Genomic DNA, 19,848 nt, shown 5'->3' with positions numbered 1-19,848 from the left:
GGCGGAGGCATAGCACAGTCTTATAGGAACAACGGGGTAGACCGCAGCAGACCGGCAGAGGCTTTTGGTGGTGGCGGTAGTGGTGGTGGAACGGCGCCATCGGGCACCTTCGGTGGCATTGGGCGCTTTGGCGGCGGCGGTGGCGGCTCCGAGGCCTACACCTGGTATGGGTCCGATGTCAGCATGCGCGGTGGCTCCGGCGGCGATGGCGCGGTGCTCTTCAAATACGAAAAAGCCGGCGTGTCGGTCACTGTCGACGCGGCAGATGACGTCGTCATCGCAGGCGATGTCACCGGTGATGACGTCATCATCCGCAATGACGACATCAACGCCAATGACACGGTCGATGTCGGCGGCAACACCATCACCGGCTCTGAGATTCTCGGCAACATCGAAACGGAGAATGGGCTAGAGAAAGACGGCAGCGGCCGCCTGGTGGTGCAGGGCGAGCATCTTGACTACACCGCCGAGACCACAATTTCGGCCGGTGAACTCTTCATTGAAGACGATAGCCCCAACCTGAAAACCAGCGGCTTTAACGGCGGCAGTGGTGCCACCGGCGGCCGGCTGGTGATTCAGCCCACCGAGACCGAAGGCGACTTCACCAGCAATTTCTCCACCAGTGGGCTGACCTTTGGCAGCAAGCTCACGGGCGTGCGCATCGGCAAGACGCCAGGCGATAACGACATTGCCGGCCGCGACTCCGAGATCACCGTTGCCTCGGCCATCGACATCGCCACCGGCGCGGTGGAGATTTTCGGCGGCAGCATCGACCTCAACGCCAACCTGGGCAGTGATGCCACCACGGGCACGGGCATTGACCTGCAGGCCAATGAGATCGTCCAGGCCGCGGGGCTTAGCGTCTCGACGCAGGGTGCGGATGTGAATTACACCGTCCACGCCAGCAACGACACCTACGCGATGCGTATTGGCGAGAGCACCAGCGGTGCGACGACCACCATCGATGCCGACGGCGGTGACATCACACTGAGCTCCACGGCGAAGTCGGGACAGAACGTCCGCCGCGCCATTCAGGTGATCAACGCCGATCTGCTCACGACCACGGGCAACATCGCCGTGACCGGTGATACCACCGAGAGCGGCATCACCAGCAGCAATGCCTGGGGCATCCAGTTCTACGGCAGCCAGCTGCAGACCACCAGTGGCAACATCACGCTCACGGGTACCGGCGGGCAGGATTCCCGCGACTCCCGCGGCATCGTTGCCCAGAACACCGATCTCAAGCTGCTGTCCGCTTCGGGTGATATCACGCTGATTGATACCGACGCCACCGACGGTGGGTCCGATGGCAACCGCGACTACAAAGGCCTGTGGTTGGCCCCGGACAGCGACGGCAATATTGTCCTCGGCGCCGATGGCACTGATGTGGCGAGTGCAACCGGCAACATCACCCTCCAGGCCGACACGCTCCAGGCCAACGACCACACCGTCTCGGCGGTGAGTAGCGGTAACCTGGTGGTGGAGTCGGTGGGCGACGACTTCCTGGGTGAGACCAGCACCATCAATGTCGATGCCACGGGGGATAATTTCAGCAGCATCACGCTGGGCAAGAGCGGCAACACCGGCGAGCTCACCAGCAATGCCGAGCTCACCGCCGATGGCACCTTCATCGCCCATGGCCCGCTGACGCTGGGTGATTCCATCACCACCTCGGACACACAGACCTACAACGGCGATGTCACCATCGCCGCCGACAGCATCACCCTCTCAAGCATGGGCAGCGGCAGCACCGGTGGCACCATGGATTTCACCGGCAACATCGACGGCGCCCAGGCCAATTCCAATGACCTGGTGCTGCTCAGTGGCGATCAGACGATCGACGTGGCCGGTGGTGTGGGTAGCACGGTGGCGCTCGATCGCTTTGAGCTTGGGACGTTTGGTGACTTAAGCGATGTTTGGACATTCAATTTCACCGGGCAGATTGAAGACTTCGCTCTTCCTTACCAGACGACGTATCGACTTGAGGCCTGGGGTGCCGAGGGCGGTGATGGCGAATCGCCCGGTGAGCCCGGTCGAGGCGCGATCATCAAGGCCACGGTCTCAACACTGAACTACGCTGATCTGTTGAAGATCCTTGTCGGTGAAAAGCCTTCTGCAACCGGAGAGGGCAGTGGTGGCGGTGGCGGCACGTTCATTTGGCGTGATGCTGATGAAGAGCCTTTGGTTATTGCCGGTGGCGGCGGTGGTGTCGGTGATCATGACGATCATGCGGATTACCGGGATGGACGAGACGCCGAGACCGGAACCGCCGGGTCGAGTTCCGGTGAGGGCAATATTGCTGGAGGCACGGATGGCGATGGTGGCGATGCAGTCGCTAACGGCGGCAAAGGCGGCGGCGGTGGCGGCGGTTTTCTGACTGACGGCGCCGATAATATAATGGACGGAACTACCTATAGCGAAGGTGGCCAGGCAGCGCTGAATGGTGGTCAGGGCGGTCAGCGTAACCAGAATGTTGATGCCGGTGGCTTTGGCGGCGGTGGCGGTGAGGGACGAGAGAGTTCTGATAGCGAAGGTGGCGGTGGTGGCGGCGGCTACTCCGGCGGTGGCGGCGGCGATGGCAGCGGTAACCTGACTGAAAGCGATGGCGATGACAGCGGCGGCGGTGGCGGCGGCAGCTTTGTACTAGCTGACGCCGCGGATGTCGCGACCTCCGATGGATTCTTCGTCACGACGGGTAATGAGCCGCATGGTGTATACACCGGGGCCGTTCAAAATCTGAATGCGTGGAACACGGGTGACGGCAAAGCCAAGATAACGATGCTTGCCGCACAAACCGGCAACATCACCATCGGCGGTGGTGTGAATGCTACCGAGCTGAAGACGGCTGACACGGACTTCGACCTTGCACTCGCCAGCGATGCCACCAAAGGCGGCAGCGTCAACATCGGTAGCGACACCACGCTGAACAATACCGGCACGGTGCAGATTGGTGGTGGGGATTACGGGCAGAACGCGCAGATAAGCGGCAAGCTGGATACCACCGCTGCCAGCAAGGTGACGTTGGGCGCCAGTGTCACCACGGATACCACTCAGTCTTACAACGAGGTTGAGCTGCTGCGCGATGTGGTCCTGAAGACCACCGACAGCACCGTGGATATCAATCAGACGATTGATTCAGATACCAGTGGTCCGCACTCCCTGACCGTCCAGACCGGCAGTGGCGATATCAATTTTGATCAGGCTATCGGCGGTAGCCAGGCGCTCAATAACATCATCTTGGACAGCACGGGTGCGGTGACCTTTGACGGTGCGGTGACCGCCGCCTCCCTGCGCAGCCAGGGCAGCGCCACGGTGGCCATTAACGGTGGGAACATTCTCACAACCGGGGGGGATCAGTCCTACAGCGGCGACATCACGCTGGGTGCTAATACGACCCTAACGGCAGACAATCTGACCGCCGAGGGCATCAGCCTTACCGACTACACGTTGACTGTGGATCTGACCGGCAACGACAGTGAGATCGTCGGCAATATCACCGAGTCGGCCAGCGCGGGCAATACGTTCACCCAGCAGGGCAGCGGCACACTGACGCTCGCGGGCGATAACACCTACACTGGCGCAACCACAATCGCCGGTGGCACGCTGATTCTGGCCAATGATGACCCGAACAGCATGACTGATAGTGCCAGTTTCTCTGGCGATGGCGAGCTGCGCATCCAGCCGGCGACGGCGGACTTCAATAGCAGCTCCACCAGCAGCAATGCGCTTGAAACCAGCCTGTTCACCTTCGGCGAGATCAAGGGCGGCCTGGTACTCGGCCAGGACGGCAAGGCCGCGGCCATTGAGATTGACAGTGCGCTGACCCTGGATAACACGCTCACGGTTTACGCCGGTGAGCTGGATATTGATGGCGCGCTGACCATTAACGACGCGGGCGCTGGTGAGGATGCCCACCAGCTGCACCTGCATGCGCGCACCAGCGCGGATCAGTCGGCGGCCATTGATGCCTCCACGCTCGCGCTCTACGGCACGGGTGACTTCACGCTGGATGACACCGGTAACGTGGTCGACACGCTTGCGGGCGGCTCGGCCGAGAACAAGCTCCGCAGCCTCGCTTTTGTCAATAATGGCGCGCTGACCATCGGTGACGTGAACCCCACAGGCATTACCGCTACCGGCGAAATCGACATCAGCACCAAGACCGGTGATCTGATTATTGCCGAGGCCATTGCCACCGACAGCGATAGTGCGACGGCTGTTGTGCTCAATGCCGGCAGTGATGTGGATATCTCTGACGACGACAATGTGCCGGGGCCGGATAATGACACCGGCGGCGACATTCAGATTACTGCCACGGATGCACCGAATGCCGTCACCATTGGCCAGGGTGGCCGAGCCACGCTCTACACCGGAGCGCTGAGCATCGCGGACGGGGATAGCCAGAACCTGGTTGAGTCAGGCGATGACGCCGGTGACGGGCTGGTCGAGTGGGGCTCAAGCCGATTCCGCTACGGCAGTGATGAGACGACGACGCGCTTCAGCGCCGGCCTGGGCGGTGGTATCTACGCGGTGTTCCGTGAGCGCCCGGAGATCTCGATCTCGGCGGAAAGCCAGACCATCACCTACGGTGAAAATCCCTCGCTATCGGTACTCCGCGATGGCAACACCCAAAATGGCGACAGCCTGGCCCAGGCCATTCCAGGTGTGGGCGACGCGATCACGGTGAAAGACTCGGGCACAGAGGTTGTTCCAGATGCTAACGGCACGGCCTATTTCGACGTCGGCACCTACGACCTGGTGGCGGACGAAGTGAGCGAGTCGGCGCTCGGCTACAAGATCAATGCCGATACCAGCGGCAAAACCCTTACGGTCAACGCCCGCGATCTGCTGATCAAGGCGAACAATGACGCCAAGTTCTCCATCGAGACGGATGATCCGGATGGATTCAATGGCATCACCCTCTCCGGCATTGCCGAAGGCGAGGCGATTGTCGTGCTGCAGGACGGCGATACCTATATCGACGGAGGAGGTGCGACCGTAACCATTGATGGCACTACTGCGGGCAAGGCTTTCCTTGTGCCCGGTACCGAGACTGGGTCTGTTGATCTTCAGCAGAACACGCATCATGAAATCGGTACGCTGACGCTGGATCGCGCTAATGAAGGCAGCAGTGAGGATGGCGCGGTCACCGGCAATCAGGTCGGCGTCTATGACCTGAACCTGAACACCGACAGCACGCAAACCAGTGGCGCGCTGGACCTTGGAAACTACAACGTGACCGAGAAGAAAGGCACGTTCACCATCGTTCCAGCCAATGAGCTGCTGGTGACGACCAACACCACACCGGAGTTCATCTACGGCGACACCCGGGATTACACGCCATCGGATGTCACCGCCGAGTATGTGAACCAGTCGCTGGTGATCGACGGTACAGGCACCGGGGTGAAGTCGGGCGACACCCTCACTCAGGGCAGTCTCTCTGGTTTGGTCGTTGACGTTACCGAGGATACCGGTGCGAGTACGACGACGGTGAAGTTGAGCAATGTCACGGGCGACGGAGACTTCACCGCGGCTTCCGCGGATATCGGTGATGGCAATGGGACGAATACTACGGTCACGGTCGACAGCGTCGCTGATGCGAGCGTGGACTCCGTCAGCCTGACGGATGCGGGCGGCAACACGTTTGACTTCGGCGTCGGTGGGCAGACGCTCTCGTTTGATATCGCGGAAGATAAAGCCCCGGATGCGGGTACACGTACCGCATCAACGCCGGACGAGCATCTGGATGTGGGCGTCTATGACTTGATGCCCACTAACCTGAGCACCGGAACTAATCAGGTGGCCAGTGCCGTGAATGTTGTGGGTAACGCCCGCATCACTCCGCGTGAGCTCACGCTCTCCGCCAGCAAGGTCTACGACGGCCAGAACACGGCAACGATTACCCTCGGTAATCTGGTTGACAGTCAGACGCTTGAGCAGGCCGACGTCACGCTCTCAAGCCCCAATGCTGGCAATCGCAACGTCACCGCCATGCAGCTAAGTGATGGCACTAACGGCGGTAAGGCCAGCAACTACAAGCTGCCGGATCTCTCGGGCCGCTCTAGCGACAACCAGGTGGATATTGCTCGCCGGGCGCTCGCCATTCAGGCCGAAAAGACCTACGACGGCTCGGCCACAGTGAATGCCACCGCCATTGATTTGACCACGATTAGCGGTGAAGAGGACACGACAGGGCTCGTTGAGGGCGAGACGCTGGTGATCGATTCGGCCACGGGCAGCAGCGCCCGCGCGGGTGATGCGCACCACATCAGTTCGATCACCTTCTCTGACGGCACTGGTCTGGTCAGCAACTATAAGATCCGGGGTCAGGATCTCGTTGCCGGCACGGCCGAGACACTCACGCATGACGCTGAGGAAAACAACCTCAAGATCAATCAGCGCGAGCTGGTCATCAGCCTGACCAATAGTGACGTCAGCAAGGTCTACGATGGCACGTCCGATGCCAAGGTGGGTGATGGCACCAGCGCCAATGCTGACTTTACGCCGCAGTATCTGTTCTCCAACGCGCTGAGCGAAGATACGTTCACCATCGACGTGGCTGATGTCACGATGTTCTATGCGGGCGCTGATGACACGGCAACGGCGAATGTCAGCGATGCGGCACAGCTGCTTGTGGATTTCTCCGACACTGGTGACATTGGGCTAAGCTCTACGGTCAGCTCTGAGATCAGCGACTACAGCATCAACACCTCGGCCTCGGTGGAGGCGCGCATCACACCGCGTCCGGTGTCGGTGCAGGGTGATGGCGTGACCAAGGTTTACGACGGCACCACGGCGATGACGGAAGAGATTTCGGTCTCCCTGGATGCGGTGTCCGGAAAAGCCGAGTCCGGGCTGGTGAGTGGCGAGAGCATTACCGTGACTGGCGGCGTGGGCGCGTTTGACTCGGCAGATGCCGGTGAGAACGTGAGCTACACCCTGGCTGGTACGGCCGATGAGCCGCTGGATATTTCCGGCGATGGCAGCACGGACATCTCCAACTACGACATCCCGGGCAGCATCGGTGCGATCTCGGGCTCTGACGGCATTATTTACCAGCGCCCGCTTGATATCACGTTTACCGCCAACGACAAGGTCTATGACGGTGACGCTGATGGCACCGTCGAGGTCTCCTTCGATAATCCCAATCCTGATTACGGCATGGTCAAGGGCGATGACCTGCAGATTAATCGCACGGTCACCTTCGACGACAAGAACGTCGGCGCCGGGAAGGATGTCACCATCGGCAGTGTCGGCCTGGCGGGTGATGACGCGGGCAACTACCGAATCGCGTTTGATAACACCAATGCACTGCATCAGGAAGACACCGCGGCCGGCTCACCGGATGTCGGCAACGTCTACTTCAACACCGCATCCACGGCTGATATCACGCGGGCCGAGTCTGCAACCTGGTCTGGCGATGGCGATGGCAGCAACTGGTTTGATCGGGATAACTGGGTGGATGGCGTTGTTCCAGATCTGGCCAACGTCGCCAGCGTGACGATTGGTGAGGGCGAAACAGTCACGTTCGATGACACGTCGCTTTCCGGACTCGCCGAGGCCGGCACGGTACAGATCGACTCGCTCACCTACACCGATACCGATGCGGGCACTGACCTGAATGACAGCCGTCTGCACATGACCGATGGTGCACTGACCATCGCAGGTGACGCCACACTGGGCGGCCTGCAAACCGTCAATGGCACCACACTGGATATTGGTAACACGCTGAGCCTCGACATCGTCACAGACGGCAACAACGGCGTGATCAGCGGTGACATCACCGGCACCGGCGACATCGTGAAAGCTGGCGCCGGCACGCTGACGATGAGCGGCACCAACACCTACACCGGCGGCACCACGGTGAACGCTGGCGTGCTCAAGGCCGGCAGCGCCACCACCGGTGGCGCGGGCAGCATCACCGACGGGCCGTTTGGTACCAGCACGGTCACGGTCAACGACGGTGCCGCGCTTAATCTCGATGGCAATTCGATCGCCAATGATCTTGCCCTTACCGGCAGTGGCATGAGCGATGGCGGCGCGCTGGTGGTTGGCGGCTCGGCGGTCACGCTGGATGGCAATATCGCGCTGGGTGCGACCACCACGATTAATGCGGCCAGCGATCTCACGCTCAATGGCACGCTGCAAGCCAAGGATGCGGGCACGGCCATGGCGCTGACCTTCACTGGTGACGGCGATGTGGTCGTTGACGGCGCTCAGTCCATCGACGCCGACACCACGGTTAACAACACCGTCGGAAGTCTCACGTTTAACGGCGCCATTGATGCCGCGGCAGGTGCCAGCAGCAGTGTGCTGACGCTGGATAATGACGGTGGCTTGACGCTGAACGGTGCAGTCGGCGGCAACACCGCGCTAAGCGCGCTGGATATTAAACACGCCGCCACCATTGACGCGAACATTACCACCGCGGGCAACCAGAGCTACGGCGGCGCCGTCACAATCAATCCGGCCACTGCCAACTTCCTGGCAACCGCCGGAAACATCACCTTCTCCGATGCCATTAGTGCCGGCCCGGCGGATAGCACGGGTTCCGTGGTGAACATCACCGCTCAGGATGGCAATGTTCAGCTTGATGGCAATGTCACCGCGCAGACGCTGAATGTCACCGCCAGTGGCGATCTCACCATGGCCGGCGATGCCGATGCAGACGACATGACCGCCGATATCGGCGGCAGCAGCTCGACGATCAGTGGCGCGCTCACACTGGCCAACGGGCTGACCAAGGCCGGTAATGGCGCCCTGGTGCTCACCGGTAACAGTACGGGCACAACCGCCACGACGGCCGTTCAGGCCGGTAGCCTGCAGCTGGGTGATGGGGGCACGACCGGCTTTATTGGCAGCAGCCAGATTAAGTTGTCTGAGGGTGCAGCCTTGCTCATTGATCGCAGCGATGCGCTCACGCTGGCAGCGGATATTGTGGCGGTGGACACGGATGAAAACAGAGATCTTGTTGGCGGTAGCCTGACCAAGCTCAACAGCGGCACGCTGACACTGACCGGCGGCAGCACCTACACCGATGGCACGACGATCAGTGGTGGGGTGCTGAAAGTCGGCGCAAATAGTGCGCTCGGCACCGGCGATGTGACCGTGAATGACGGCACCCAGCTGGATCTGAATGGCAAAAGCATTACAAACGACCTGACACTGGCCGGCGCGGGTGTGGATAGCGATGACGACGGTACGGCCGAAAATCCGGGCGCACTGCTGAACAGCACCGGCAGCTCGACGTTGAGCGGTGATGTGTTTGTTGAGCCGGACTCGGTGATCAAGGCCGATGGCAATATCACCTTCGATGGTGGCTTTGCGGTTGGGCAGCCGGACATCGCCGGGTTGCCTGAGCCGATAACAGACGACGAAGGCAATGTCATAGAGCAGCCAGAGCCCACGGTCCCTGCGCGCTCGGCAACGGATCAGACCGTCACCTTCCAGGGCAACAGCACGACCACCATCAATGGTGATATTACCCTGCCGCGCAACACGACCTTTGACAGCGGCGCGGGTGATCTGGTCTTCAATGGCACGATCGATGAGTTTTTCATCAATGAGACGCAGTCCGTCGGCCCCGAGCCCCTCTCTGCGCTCACTTTCAATAACACTGGCACGCTCACGCTGGCCGGCACGGTCGGTGGCAATCAGCGCATCGATAAGCTGAAGGTGACAGGCGCGGCCATCCTGGGCGCGGATATCTACACTGAGGGCGGCCGGCTCTCAGAGAAAGTTGATGGCGTAACGACGCCCATCCCGACGTTCGAGGATACGGTGACGCTGACCAGTGATATCACACTGGATTCGGCCACGACGGGCTTTGTCTTCGAAAAGGCAGTGACCTCCCAAGACATGGATGATCGGCTGAGCCTGATTGCGCCGCAGGGCGTCACGCAGATGACCAACGCGCCAATCAAGGTGGCCGAGCTTGCCCTGCAGGGTGTGGCCGGCTTCACCCTGGAGAACGCCGGCAACGAAATCGGGGTGCTGGCAGCCGGCACGGCTGTTGACCGCACCGGCCGTCTCACCATTGTGAGCAACAGTGATATGGCGGTGGGCACCGCGGGCGGCTTTACCGGCATTTACAGCACATCGGTTGTGGATCTGACCAGCACCGGCGCTAACCTCACGATCAACGAAGCGATAGACACCGAGAGCGATGCCAACGACAGCGCTGGCACCGGCCGCGCCGTGACGCTTGAGGCGACCGGCGGCGGTGAAATCCGCTTCGGTGCCGATATCACCTCCGTGGGTGATCAGCTCTACACCGGCAGCGCCCGGATGATGGCAGATACCACGCTGAATGCCGTGGGGACCGACACGCTTGATGCCGATATTGTCTTTGACGGGGCGATGACGAACGCATCGGGTGGTACCGAGCGCCTCACTTTGATCACTGACGGCACGGTCACGCAGACCAACAGCATGGCGGTGGATGAGCTGGTGCTTGAAGGCACCGGCGATTTCACACTCACCAACACCGGCAACGACATCGGCTGGCTGGTGGCGGGTGTGACGCCGGATGCGCCGGTGGGTGCACTGACGATCGTCAGCGCTGGCGACATGGAAGTGGGTGCCGGCGGCGTTCTGGCCGATGGCGATATTCATCTGGAGACGAGTGGTGCCAAGCTCACCGTCAGCAACGCCATCCAGGCCAACAGCAGCTCGGCATCGGCACTCTCGCTTGAGACCAGCGCAACAGGCGGCGTCATAGAGCTCGGCGCGACGATTACTTCGGTGGGTGGCCAAACCGTCACCGGCGCCAGCCAGATGATTGCCGATACCGTGATGGATGCGGGTAGCTCGGACATCACCTTTGCCAGTGTGATGACCAATGCCACCGGCACGGACGAGCGCCTGACGCTCATCACCGATGGCGCGGTGACTCAGTCAAGCGGCAGCCTGACGGTCAACGAGCTGGCCTTGCAGGGCACGGGTAGCTTTACGCTGAATCAGACCAACAACGGCATCGGTCTGCTGGCGGCCGGCGCGAGCGATCAGCGCGTCAGCGCCCTGACGCTGGTGAATAGCAGCGATATCGAGATTGGTACGGTCGGCAGTCAAAACGGCATCTTTGCTGCCGGCGCTGTTGATCTGACGATTGATGGAGCGGCGTTGACGCTGACTCAGGCGATTGATGCGGAGAGCCGGTTCCAGAACGATGGCACGGAAATCGATGGCAGCGTCTCGCTGACTGCCACCGGTACCACCGGGGTTGCCAAGCTGGCGGCGGACATCACCAGTGAGCGTGACCAGCAGTACACCGGTGCGATGGAACTCACCGGCGATGTGGTCATGGATGCGGGCACCGCTGACATCGACTTCAACGGCGTGATGACCAACGCGGCGAGCAACACCGAGCGGCTGACGGTGATCACCAGTGGCGATGTGACGCAGAGCGGCGGCAGCCTCGATGTCGATGAGATGGCGCTGCAGGGTAATGGCGGTAACTTCACGCTGGATGCGGCAGGCAACCAGATTAGCCTGCTGGCGGCCGGAGCGCCGACGCCCTCGGACGCGGAAAACAGCCTGAGTGTGGGCACGCTGAGCATTGTGAATGGCGCGGCGATGGAAGTGGGCACGGTCGGCACTCAGAACGGCATCTTTGCTGGCGGCGACATCAGCCTGACGGTTAACGGTGAGGACCTCACGGTTAGTCAGGCCATTAACACCACCAGCGAGACCACGCAGGCCAATGACAGCGCCAACGCCATCACCATCGCCAATACCGGTGGCGCCAGCAACATTAACGCGGGCATCACCGCACCGGGTGATATCGAGTTTACGGGCACCACCCACATCACCGGTGCAACGGTGGCCACTCAGGCCAATGAGGCCGGCGATAACATCGCCAACATCACCATCAGCGGTGATGGCGGCAGCTTGGATTCTGGCGCCAGGATCGAGACCGATGAGGGCACCATTGCGTTGTCCGGCGACAGCATCACGCTCACCAATAGCGCATCCGCAATAGAGACTACCAGCGGCGCCATCACCGTCTCGGGCAATGGGTTCACGCTGAATGACAGCGCCGAGCTTAAGTCCGACACCGGTGTGGTGACCTTCAGCGGCGCCAATGCGGCAGTGGCCGGCGCCGCTACGGTAGAGACTGACAGCAGCGCCATCAGCTTCACCGGCACGGGCGCGACGGTGAAAGGCGGCGCGACCGTCAAGACCACCAGCAGCGACATCACCTTCTCTGGGGCCGACGCGGCGATCAAGGCCGGCGTGGAGACCAGCAGCGGTGATGTGATCCTGTCCGGCGGCAACACGGCACTGAATGGCGGCACCGTCACCACGGCCAGTGGCGATATTGATGTCACCGGTTCGCTCAATATGACGGGTGACGGCACGCTTGAGGCCACCAGCGGCACGATCGCGATGGATGCGGCGGTCACCAACGACAGCAGCGGCACCGAGACCCTCACGCTGATCACCAATAACGCCGTAACCCAGGCGGATACCGACGGTGTTGCGGTGGATGAGCTCGCCCTGCAGGGCACCGGCACGTTCACCTTGGACGATGCGGATAACGAAATCTGGCTCTTGGCTGCGGGCATCCAGGCTGACGCCAGTGCCGATCCCGAGGTTCTGGAACAGCGCACAGGCGCGCTCACCATCGCCAATACCGGCGATATGACCGTGGGTACAATCAGCAGCACGCAAAGCGGCATCCTCGCCAATGGGGCGGTGGATCTGAGCGTGGCTGGCGGTGTGCTCGCCATCAATCAGGCCATCGAGACGCAGAACACCTTTGATGATTCTGGCACGGCCGTTGCCGGTACACTCAGCCTTACCGCGACCGGCGTCACCGCGACCGGCGTCAGTGGGTTGATCGAATTGGCCGCCGACCTGGACTCGGGCGCCAAGCAGACCTATACCGGCAATACCGAGCTGACCGGCGATGTGGCGATGGACGCCGGTGACGGCGACATCGAATTTGCCGGCAACATGACCAATGATGCCAATGGCACCGAGGTGCTCAGCCTGACCACCAATGGCACGGTCACCCAGTCGGGCACCATGGCGGTGGATGGGCTGGCCCTGCGTGGCACGGGTGATTTCATCTTTGACCAGGCCGGTAACCAGGTCACTAAGCTGGCCGCGGGTGTGCCAGAGGCGGAGATTGAGGATCCGGATAATGCCGAGCAGAACATTACGGTGCCTGCCGAGCGCATTGGCCAGTTAACGCTTAATAATGTGAGTGCCCTTGAATTGGGTAGCGTCACAACGATTGTGGACGGTGAGCCCGACACCGTTTCCGGCATTACGGCCAGCGGGGCCGTCAGCATGGCGGTCACCGGGGCGTCGCTCACCATCGATGAGGCCATCGACACCACGAATACGATCAGCCTGAGTACGTCGGATGCGGCGCTGACGGTGAACGACACCATCAATACGACCGATGACACGACCTCGGCCCTGGCGCTCACCACCAGTGGCACCGGCGGGGTGATCGAGCTGGGCGCGGATATCACCACGGTGGGTGACCAGAGCGTGAGCGGTGATAGCAAGCTCATTGCCGATGTCACCCTGAATGCCACCGGCGCGGGCAGTGCGCCGGGCGATATCAGCTTCACCGCCGGGGACATGTCCAACCTCGCAGACGGCACCTTGCCAAGCAAGGAGCGCCTGACGCTGGTCAGTGGCGGCACCGTTTCTGCCACCGGCGCCATGGTGATTGATGAGCTCGCCCTGCAGGGCACGGCCGATTACACCCTGGACAATGCCGGTAATCAGATCAGCCTGCTGGCCGCCGGTCGCGAGGCCGAGCGGATTGGCACGCTGACCGTAGCCAACACCACAACGGCCCTTGAGGTGGGCACGCTTGGCAGCCAGAGCGGCATTTATGCCACGGGCGATGTCGACCTTACCTCTGCTGACGCGGATCTGATCGTCAACCAGACGATCGACACCGAAAGCGCCAGCGCCAGCGCACTGACCCTCACTGAGACGGGCAGCGCTGGCGTGATTACGCTGAATGCCAACATCACGAGTGTGGGGGATCAGACCTACAGCGGCGATCAAGCCGGCAGCCATGATGTTGTGGTTGCCAATAATGTGACCCTGGAAGCCAAGGGCACCGACAGCGCGGATAGCGACATCACCCTCACCGGCAATACGGCCAGCGCGGAAAATACCGAGCGCCTGACGCTGATGGCCGATGGCGCAGTCAGCCACAGCGGTGCGCTTGAGATTGATGAGCTGGCCCTGCAGGGCAGCGCCGATTACACCCTGAACAATGCCGGTAATCAGATCAGCCTGTTGGCCGCCGGTAGCGAGGCCGAGCGCATTGGCGCGCTGACGCTGAGCAATGACATCTCACTGACCATCGGTACGGTCGATACCCAGGCCGGCATTCTGTCAACCGGCGATATCAGCCTGACCTTGTCGGATGCCGACCTCACCATCAGTCAAGACATCACCGCCGGGGCGGTGGGCCCAGCGGGGGCTGGCGAGACCTTTGCGCTGAGCGTGGATGTGGGCAGCGGCACCACATTGCTCAGTGGCGATATCACCACCGAGGATGATCAGACCTACACCGGCGATCTCAAGATCACGGGCAGCGATGTGACGCTGGACACGGCGGATGGCGGCATCACCTTGAATGGGGCGGTAGGCAATGCCGAGACCGGCACCCAGCAGCTGACCCTGGATAGCAGCGGCGCCGTCACCCAAACCGGCGCGATGACGCTGGAGGTGCTGGCGTTGGAGGGCAGCGGCAACTTCACGCTTGATCACGCGGACAACGCCATCGATCTGATCGCGGCGGGCAGCGCGGACAACCGCATCGGCGCGTTGACCCTCAACAACAGCCAGGCGATCGAGATTGGCAGCGTGGGTGACTTCAATGGCATTACGGCCAGTGGAGATCTAGATATCCAGACGCAGACGGGTGATATCACCCTATCGCAGATGGTGGATACCACAAGCACTGCCTTGAGCGCGCTGATTCTCAACGCCGGCAGCGATCATGTTCATGAGACGGCCTTTGTTGACGGCACCAACACGCTGGGCAGCGATGACAATGTTGTGATTGCCGATGGCGGCGGCATTGATGTCAGCGCGGGCCGCGGTGTGATCTACACCGGTAGCATTGCGGGCAGCACCGGGCTGGTTGAGACCGCGGCCGGCGCGGCTGACGGCGTGATGGCTCAGGGCACCGGGCGCTTCCGCTACAACGCCGATGAAACTGCCGATTTCACCGACGCGACCACCTGGACGGCGCTGGACGCGACGGGGCTGAACGCCGTTTACCGCGAACAGCCGCTGCTCGAAGTGACCGCCAACGGCAACATCATCACTTACACCGAGGCCCTGCCGGACGCCGGGGATAGCAACGACTACGGCACGACAGTCATCGGCCTGCAGAATGGCGATACTACGGCCGATATCGAGGGCTTTGATGATATTGAGTGGACCACGCCGTCGCGGGTTACCGAAGACAACCCCAATGGCGTGATTCCGGTATCGAGCGCAGGCTTTGAAGCCGCCGGCACCTATGATCTAGACGTGGCCGAAGCCATTGCCAACAAGTTGGGTTACGCCACTGAGGTGGGCGGTCAGCTCACCATCAATCCGAAAACGATCACGCTAGATAGTACGCTTGTGGCAACCAGCCGTGAGTACGACGGCACCACCAAGGCACTCTTTACCGGCAAGGTTGAAATTCCGGGTACCGTTGAGCTGGCCGAGGCCAACAGCGGCGATGGCCTGATCCTGGCCCTGGATGAGGTGACCGCCACCGCCCCGGCGGATATTACCGGTGCCTTCTTTAGCGAGGATGTGACAGAAAATAACGAGGTTGTCTTCGACAATCTGCTGCAAGGCGCTGATGCCGGCAATTACGCTTACACCGTTGTAGATGCCGACGCCCAGATCAACCCGCGCACCCTCGAGGTGTCGGCCGAGAAGGTCTATGACGGCAACACCGACCTTGATGGCTACGTGACCCTGCGCACCGGTGTTGACGGCGAGGTGATCGACTACGAAAACGCCGAGGCTTCGTTCGCCAATGTGATCAACACCTCACCCGAGGGCGAGGTCCAGCGTAACTTCATCCTGAATATCGACCTTAAGGCGGTGGATGCCAGTGATTTGGCAAGCGGTGAGGTCGCTGCCGATCTGAATAACTACCGCCTGCCGTCGGATGACAATGGGGCTTTTGATGCCGACATCGCCCCGGTAACGATTACGCCGAAGACGCTGACGGTAGAGCTGAATGACACCGATGTCACCAAGATTTATGACGGCAGCAACGCCGCACCCACCGGTTTTGCACCATCGCTCACGATTACCGATGGCTTTTTGACTGGTGACAGCCTGACCAGTGATGCACTGGCCTCGCTCGGCTTTACCGTGGATAGCGGCCAGGCGTTCTTTAACAGCAAAAATGTGCTCCAGGCCAACACGCTCACGGTAGAGGGCCTGGCGCTTTCTGAAATCGACAGCAATAACGGCTCGATGGTCACCGACTATCAGCTCGACACGGACACGCTCACAACAACGGGTTCGATAACCGAGCGAGAAATTGAGTCGATTAGTGTGACCAAAATTTATGATGGTTCAACACTGCTGTTTAAGACGGAAGAACTGGTATTTGGCAACATTGTTGACGGCGAAACATTTGATTCTTCGAGCGGTAAATCTGCGCTCCAAAATGTTTCTGATAATGGCACTAACTATGTTGAAGAGATTCGTCTAAAAGATGGCTTTGGCGGTCTGCTGAGCAACTACAGCCTGCCCGGTACCCAAACAACGAACAGTGACAACTCCATCACGCTGAGCTTTGGCTCGCTGCAGACGGATAATGGCAATGCGGTTAACCCGGTTACCATTGAAAAGCGTGCGCTGGCAATTCGGGCGGCTGATGATGCCAAGCTCGAAGGGCAGGACGATCCAGCAAACTACGCTGGGGTGTTCTATAACGGCTTTGTAACCGGCGAAGGTGAGGGCGATTTAAGCTCACTGCCAACCATTACGCGCGTGGCCGCCGAGGGCACGGGTGATCCGGAAGAAGCCGTTGGCGTTTACGAGGGCGTACTCGAAGTTTCAGGTGCAGCCGCAGATAACTACGAGATTGCTTATGAATCGGGTGACTACGAGATTCTTGGTGCCGATGTATTGCTGCTGCGTACCGAAATTTCTGCCCAGCAAGACTATGGCGATGATGCGGTCTATGACTATCAGTCGGCCCAGTACCTGGATGATGACGGTAATGTGCAGACCATTGAGAACACCGAATTTGTTCTTAACGGCAATGCCGTCACCCTAGAGGATGTTTCAGAAGGCAAGGGTATTGCCTTTACGCTGGGTGCTTCGGAAGAAACTGCTAAATTCAGTAGTTCTGGCAACCTGGCAGTGGGTGGGTACAACATTGCCGCGCGTGATTTCACGGCAGTGCGTGATGACTTAGAGATTTTTGATGACATCCGCGTGAAGGGCGCACTAACGGTTGATCCAATTGTGCTGAATGTGCCTAGCAATTTTGACTTTGGCATTACTGAGAAAGTCTATGATGGCAATACCAGCATCAACGACCTGGTGGTTGAGAATCAGCCCACTGAGATCTTGGCTGGCGATCAGGCGGCACTGAGTGGCCTGGGCAGCTTCGATACCCGTCATGTGGGTGAAAACAAGCAGGTTAACCTAACGCTGGGCCTAAGCGGTGCGGATGCGGGCAACTATACGCTGGGCGCGCAGGAGTTTAACAACAACCAAGGCAAGATTACTCAGCGCGAGTCGGTCACCTGGGTGGGTGATAATGAAGGCCGGTGGTCTAACTCACTGAACTGGGCCGATGGCGCCACGCCCGATAACAGCCCTGATACCGGTCAGGCCAACGTTGCTAAGGTGATTATTCCTGAAGAAGCGCTAACGGTTTATGACCGCGATAACTTTGGCGATACCGACTCAGATCTGCAGATTGATGGCACCATCCAGTTAGATTTCTCGGAAAGCGAGCTGGACTTTGATAACGCCCTAAGCGGCGGCGGCCGGCTAGAGCAGATTAGCGAAAATACGCTGACCTTGTCGGTGGTTAACGAGAACTTTAATGGCACGGTTGATACCAACAACGGCACCCTAAAAATTACCCATGCCAACGCACTGGGTACCGCCCCAATTGTTGAAGGCAGCGGCGGTACGCTGGAATTTGACATTAGTGGCGAAAACGGCAAACCCGCCGCCAAGCTGGCAAGCCTCATTACACGCGGCACCCTGCGCATTGCAAGCGATGTGCACACCACCGCAGAGCAAACCCACGAGGCAAGCCTAATTACGGCAACCGGTGAGGTAGGCAATACGGTTTACAACCGCATTACCAAGACCATCGATGGGGTCGAAAATGCCTTCTTTATTCAAGAAGATGATGAGGGCAATAAAAAGGTTTACCGAGAAATTGAAGGCCCTGGGGGCGAGCATATCTTTGTTCACGATTTGATTGTGGCTGATGTGCCGGTAGAGCCTGAAGAGGGCGATGAGGATGCCGAAGAAGGTACCGACGAAGGCACAGAAGATACGGCACCGGTGGAAACGACAACTGAGATTCGCGGTGCGCTTTATACAGTCTCTGAAACTAACGACATTGTTGTTAATTCCTTGGCAGAAGAAGAGCGCACCGTGCGGGCCGATGAGATGGGTGAGGAATTACCGCTTCATCACTATGTTTACGATGAAAACAGCGACGGCTATTTGAAGCTGCAGCCGGTTGAGTTCACCACAGAAGACGCGGATATCGCGTTTAACGGCGGCATCTCAGCAGGCATTAATGCTAAGGCCACCAAGCGCTCGGTATTAATTGATGCAGGCACAGGTACGGTGAGTGTGGGCGGTCAGGTGGGCCAAGACGTGCGTGCCTCCGGTGCGGTGGATGCTGATTTGCGTGAGAGCACCTCACGCATCGCTTGGAGTGCGTTTGATCAGCAGCACACCAGCCCTTATCGCTTTGAGGTAATTGGTGAGCAAATCAACCTGAACGGTGATATCACGACCTTTGAAGAGCAGATTTACCGAGGTGCCGTGCGTATTGGAGCAGAAGAAGGCCGCAGCCTAATGCGTTTGTTGGTATCCGTTGACCCGGCTATTCGCTTCCTCGATACGATTGATGATGCGCAACCGGGCGGACGTACGCACAGCCTTGCCTCTTATGCGCTGTCTGCCGTAGAGCGGGGCAGCCGTGGCTTTGTCAGACCTGAAATTGTGTTTGAAGGCAGCATTGGTGAGACTGATCCGCTACTGCACTTTACCGCAGAAACCGGTGTACAGGATGGCCAAGCACGCGTTGGCAATCTCTTAGATCGAGATCGTCGTGCAGACCAAGACCGCTTCCCCGGTGAGGTGCGCTTTGGTGAAGAAGTGGGCCAGATTGCGACGGCGGGTGATCAAGTGGTCTACGGTTGGGATATTGTCTTTGACACCAGCACCACGCGCTTGGCCGATGGCGAAACGGAATACCGAACCGGCCAAGTCTTAAACGAAGAGGGCGTACTGATCCCGCGGGATGTTGGTGGCGAAGGTGATCCGCCACCACCGGGCGCGCTGACCGTGCCAACGCCGCCTGCGATCGGTCTGTTTGCCGCGCCGGTGGTAACGGGTAGCCAAGACGGATTCTTTGTGCCCGTGATCAGCGATGAGCCGCCAGTCGGTATAGACTTTGAGCGTGAGTTAGCACGTCAGGCTCTGGCCCGTATTCGCGGCGCTAAACCGGGCGATAGCCCACTCAATCCGGCCGGTGCGGGCACGACCGGCCTACTGACTGCGAGCGTGCAGGTGGGTGAGCTTGCGGCAGACGGCGTCGATGAGTGCATTGATGAAGATGACGAAGACTGCGAACAGCAGTAA

The 19,848-nt window shown here is 59.9% G+C and carries 1 protein-coding gene (running past one end of the window); it reads left to right on the top strand.

Annotated features, from left to right (window positions below; genetic code table 11):
• A protein-coding gene (locus tag GH984_RS11025; RefSeq protein ID WP_153718980.1) for a glycine-rich domain-containing protein crosses the window boundary here: on the top strand, nt 1-19,848 show its 3' portion. It extends 15,501 nt beyond the left edge of the window; 19,848 of the gene's 35,349 nt are visible here — the last part of the coding sequence; the start codon falls outside the window, past its left edge; the stop codon is at nt 19,846-19,848.

Origin of the sequence: Spiribacter salilacus (assembly GCF_009649225.1) — a bacterium.
Taxonomy (GTDB): Bacteria; Pseudomonadota; Gammaproteobacteria; order Nitrococcales; family Nitrococcaceae; genus Spiribacter; species Spiribacter salilacus.
This window is presented reverse-complemented; position numbering and strand designations above follow the sequence as displayed.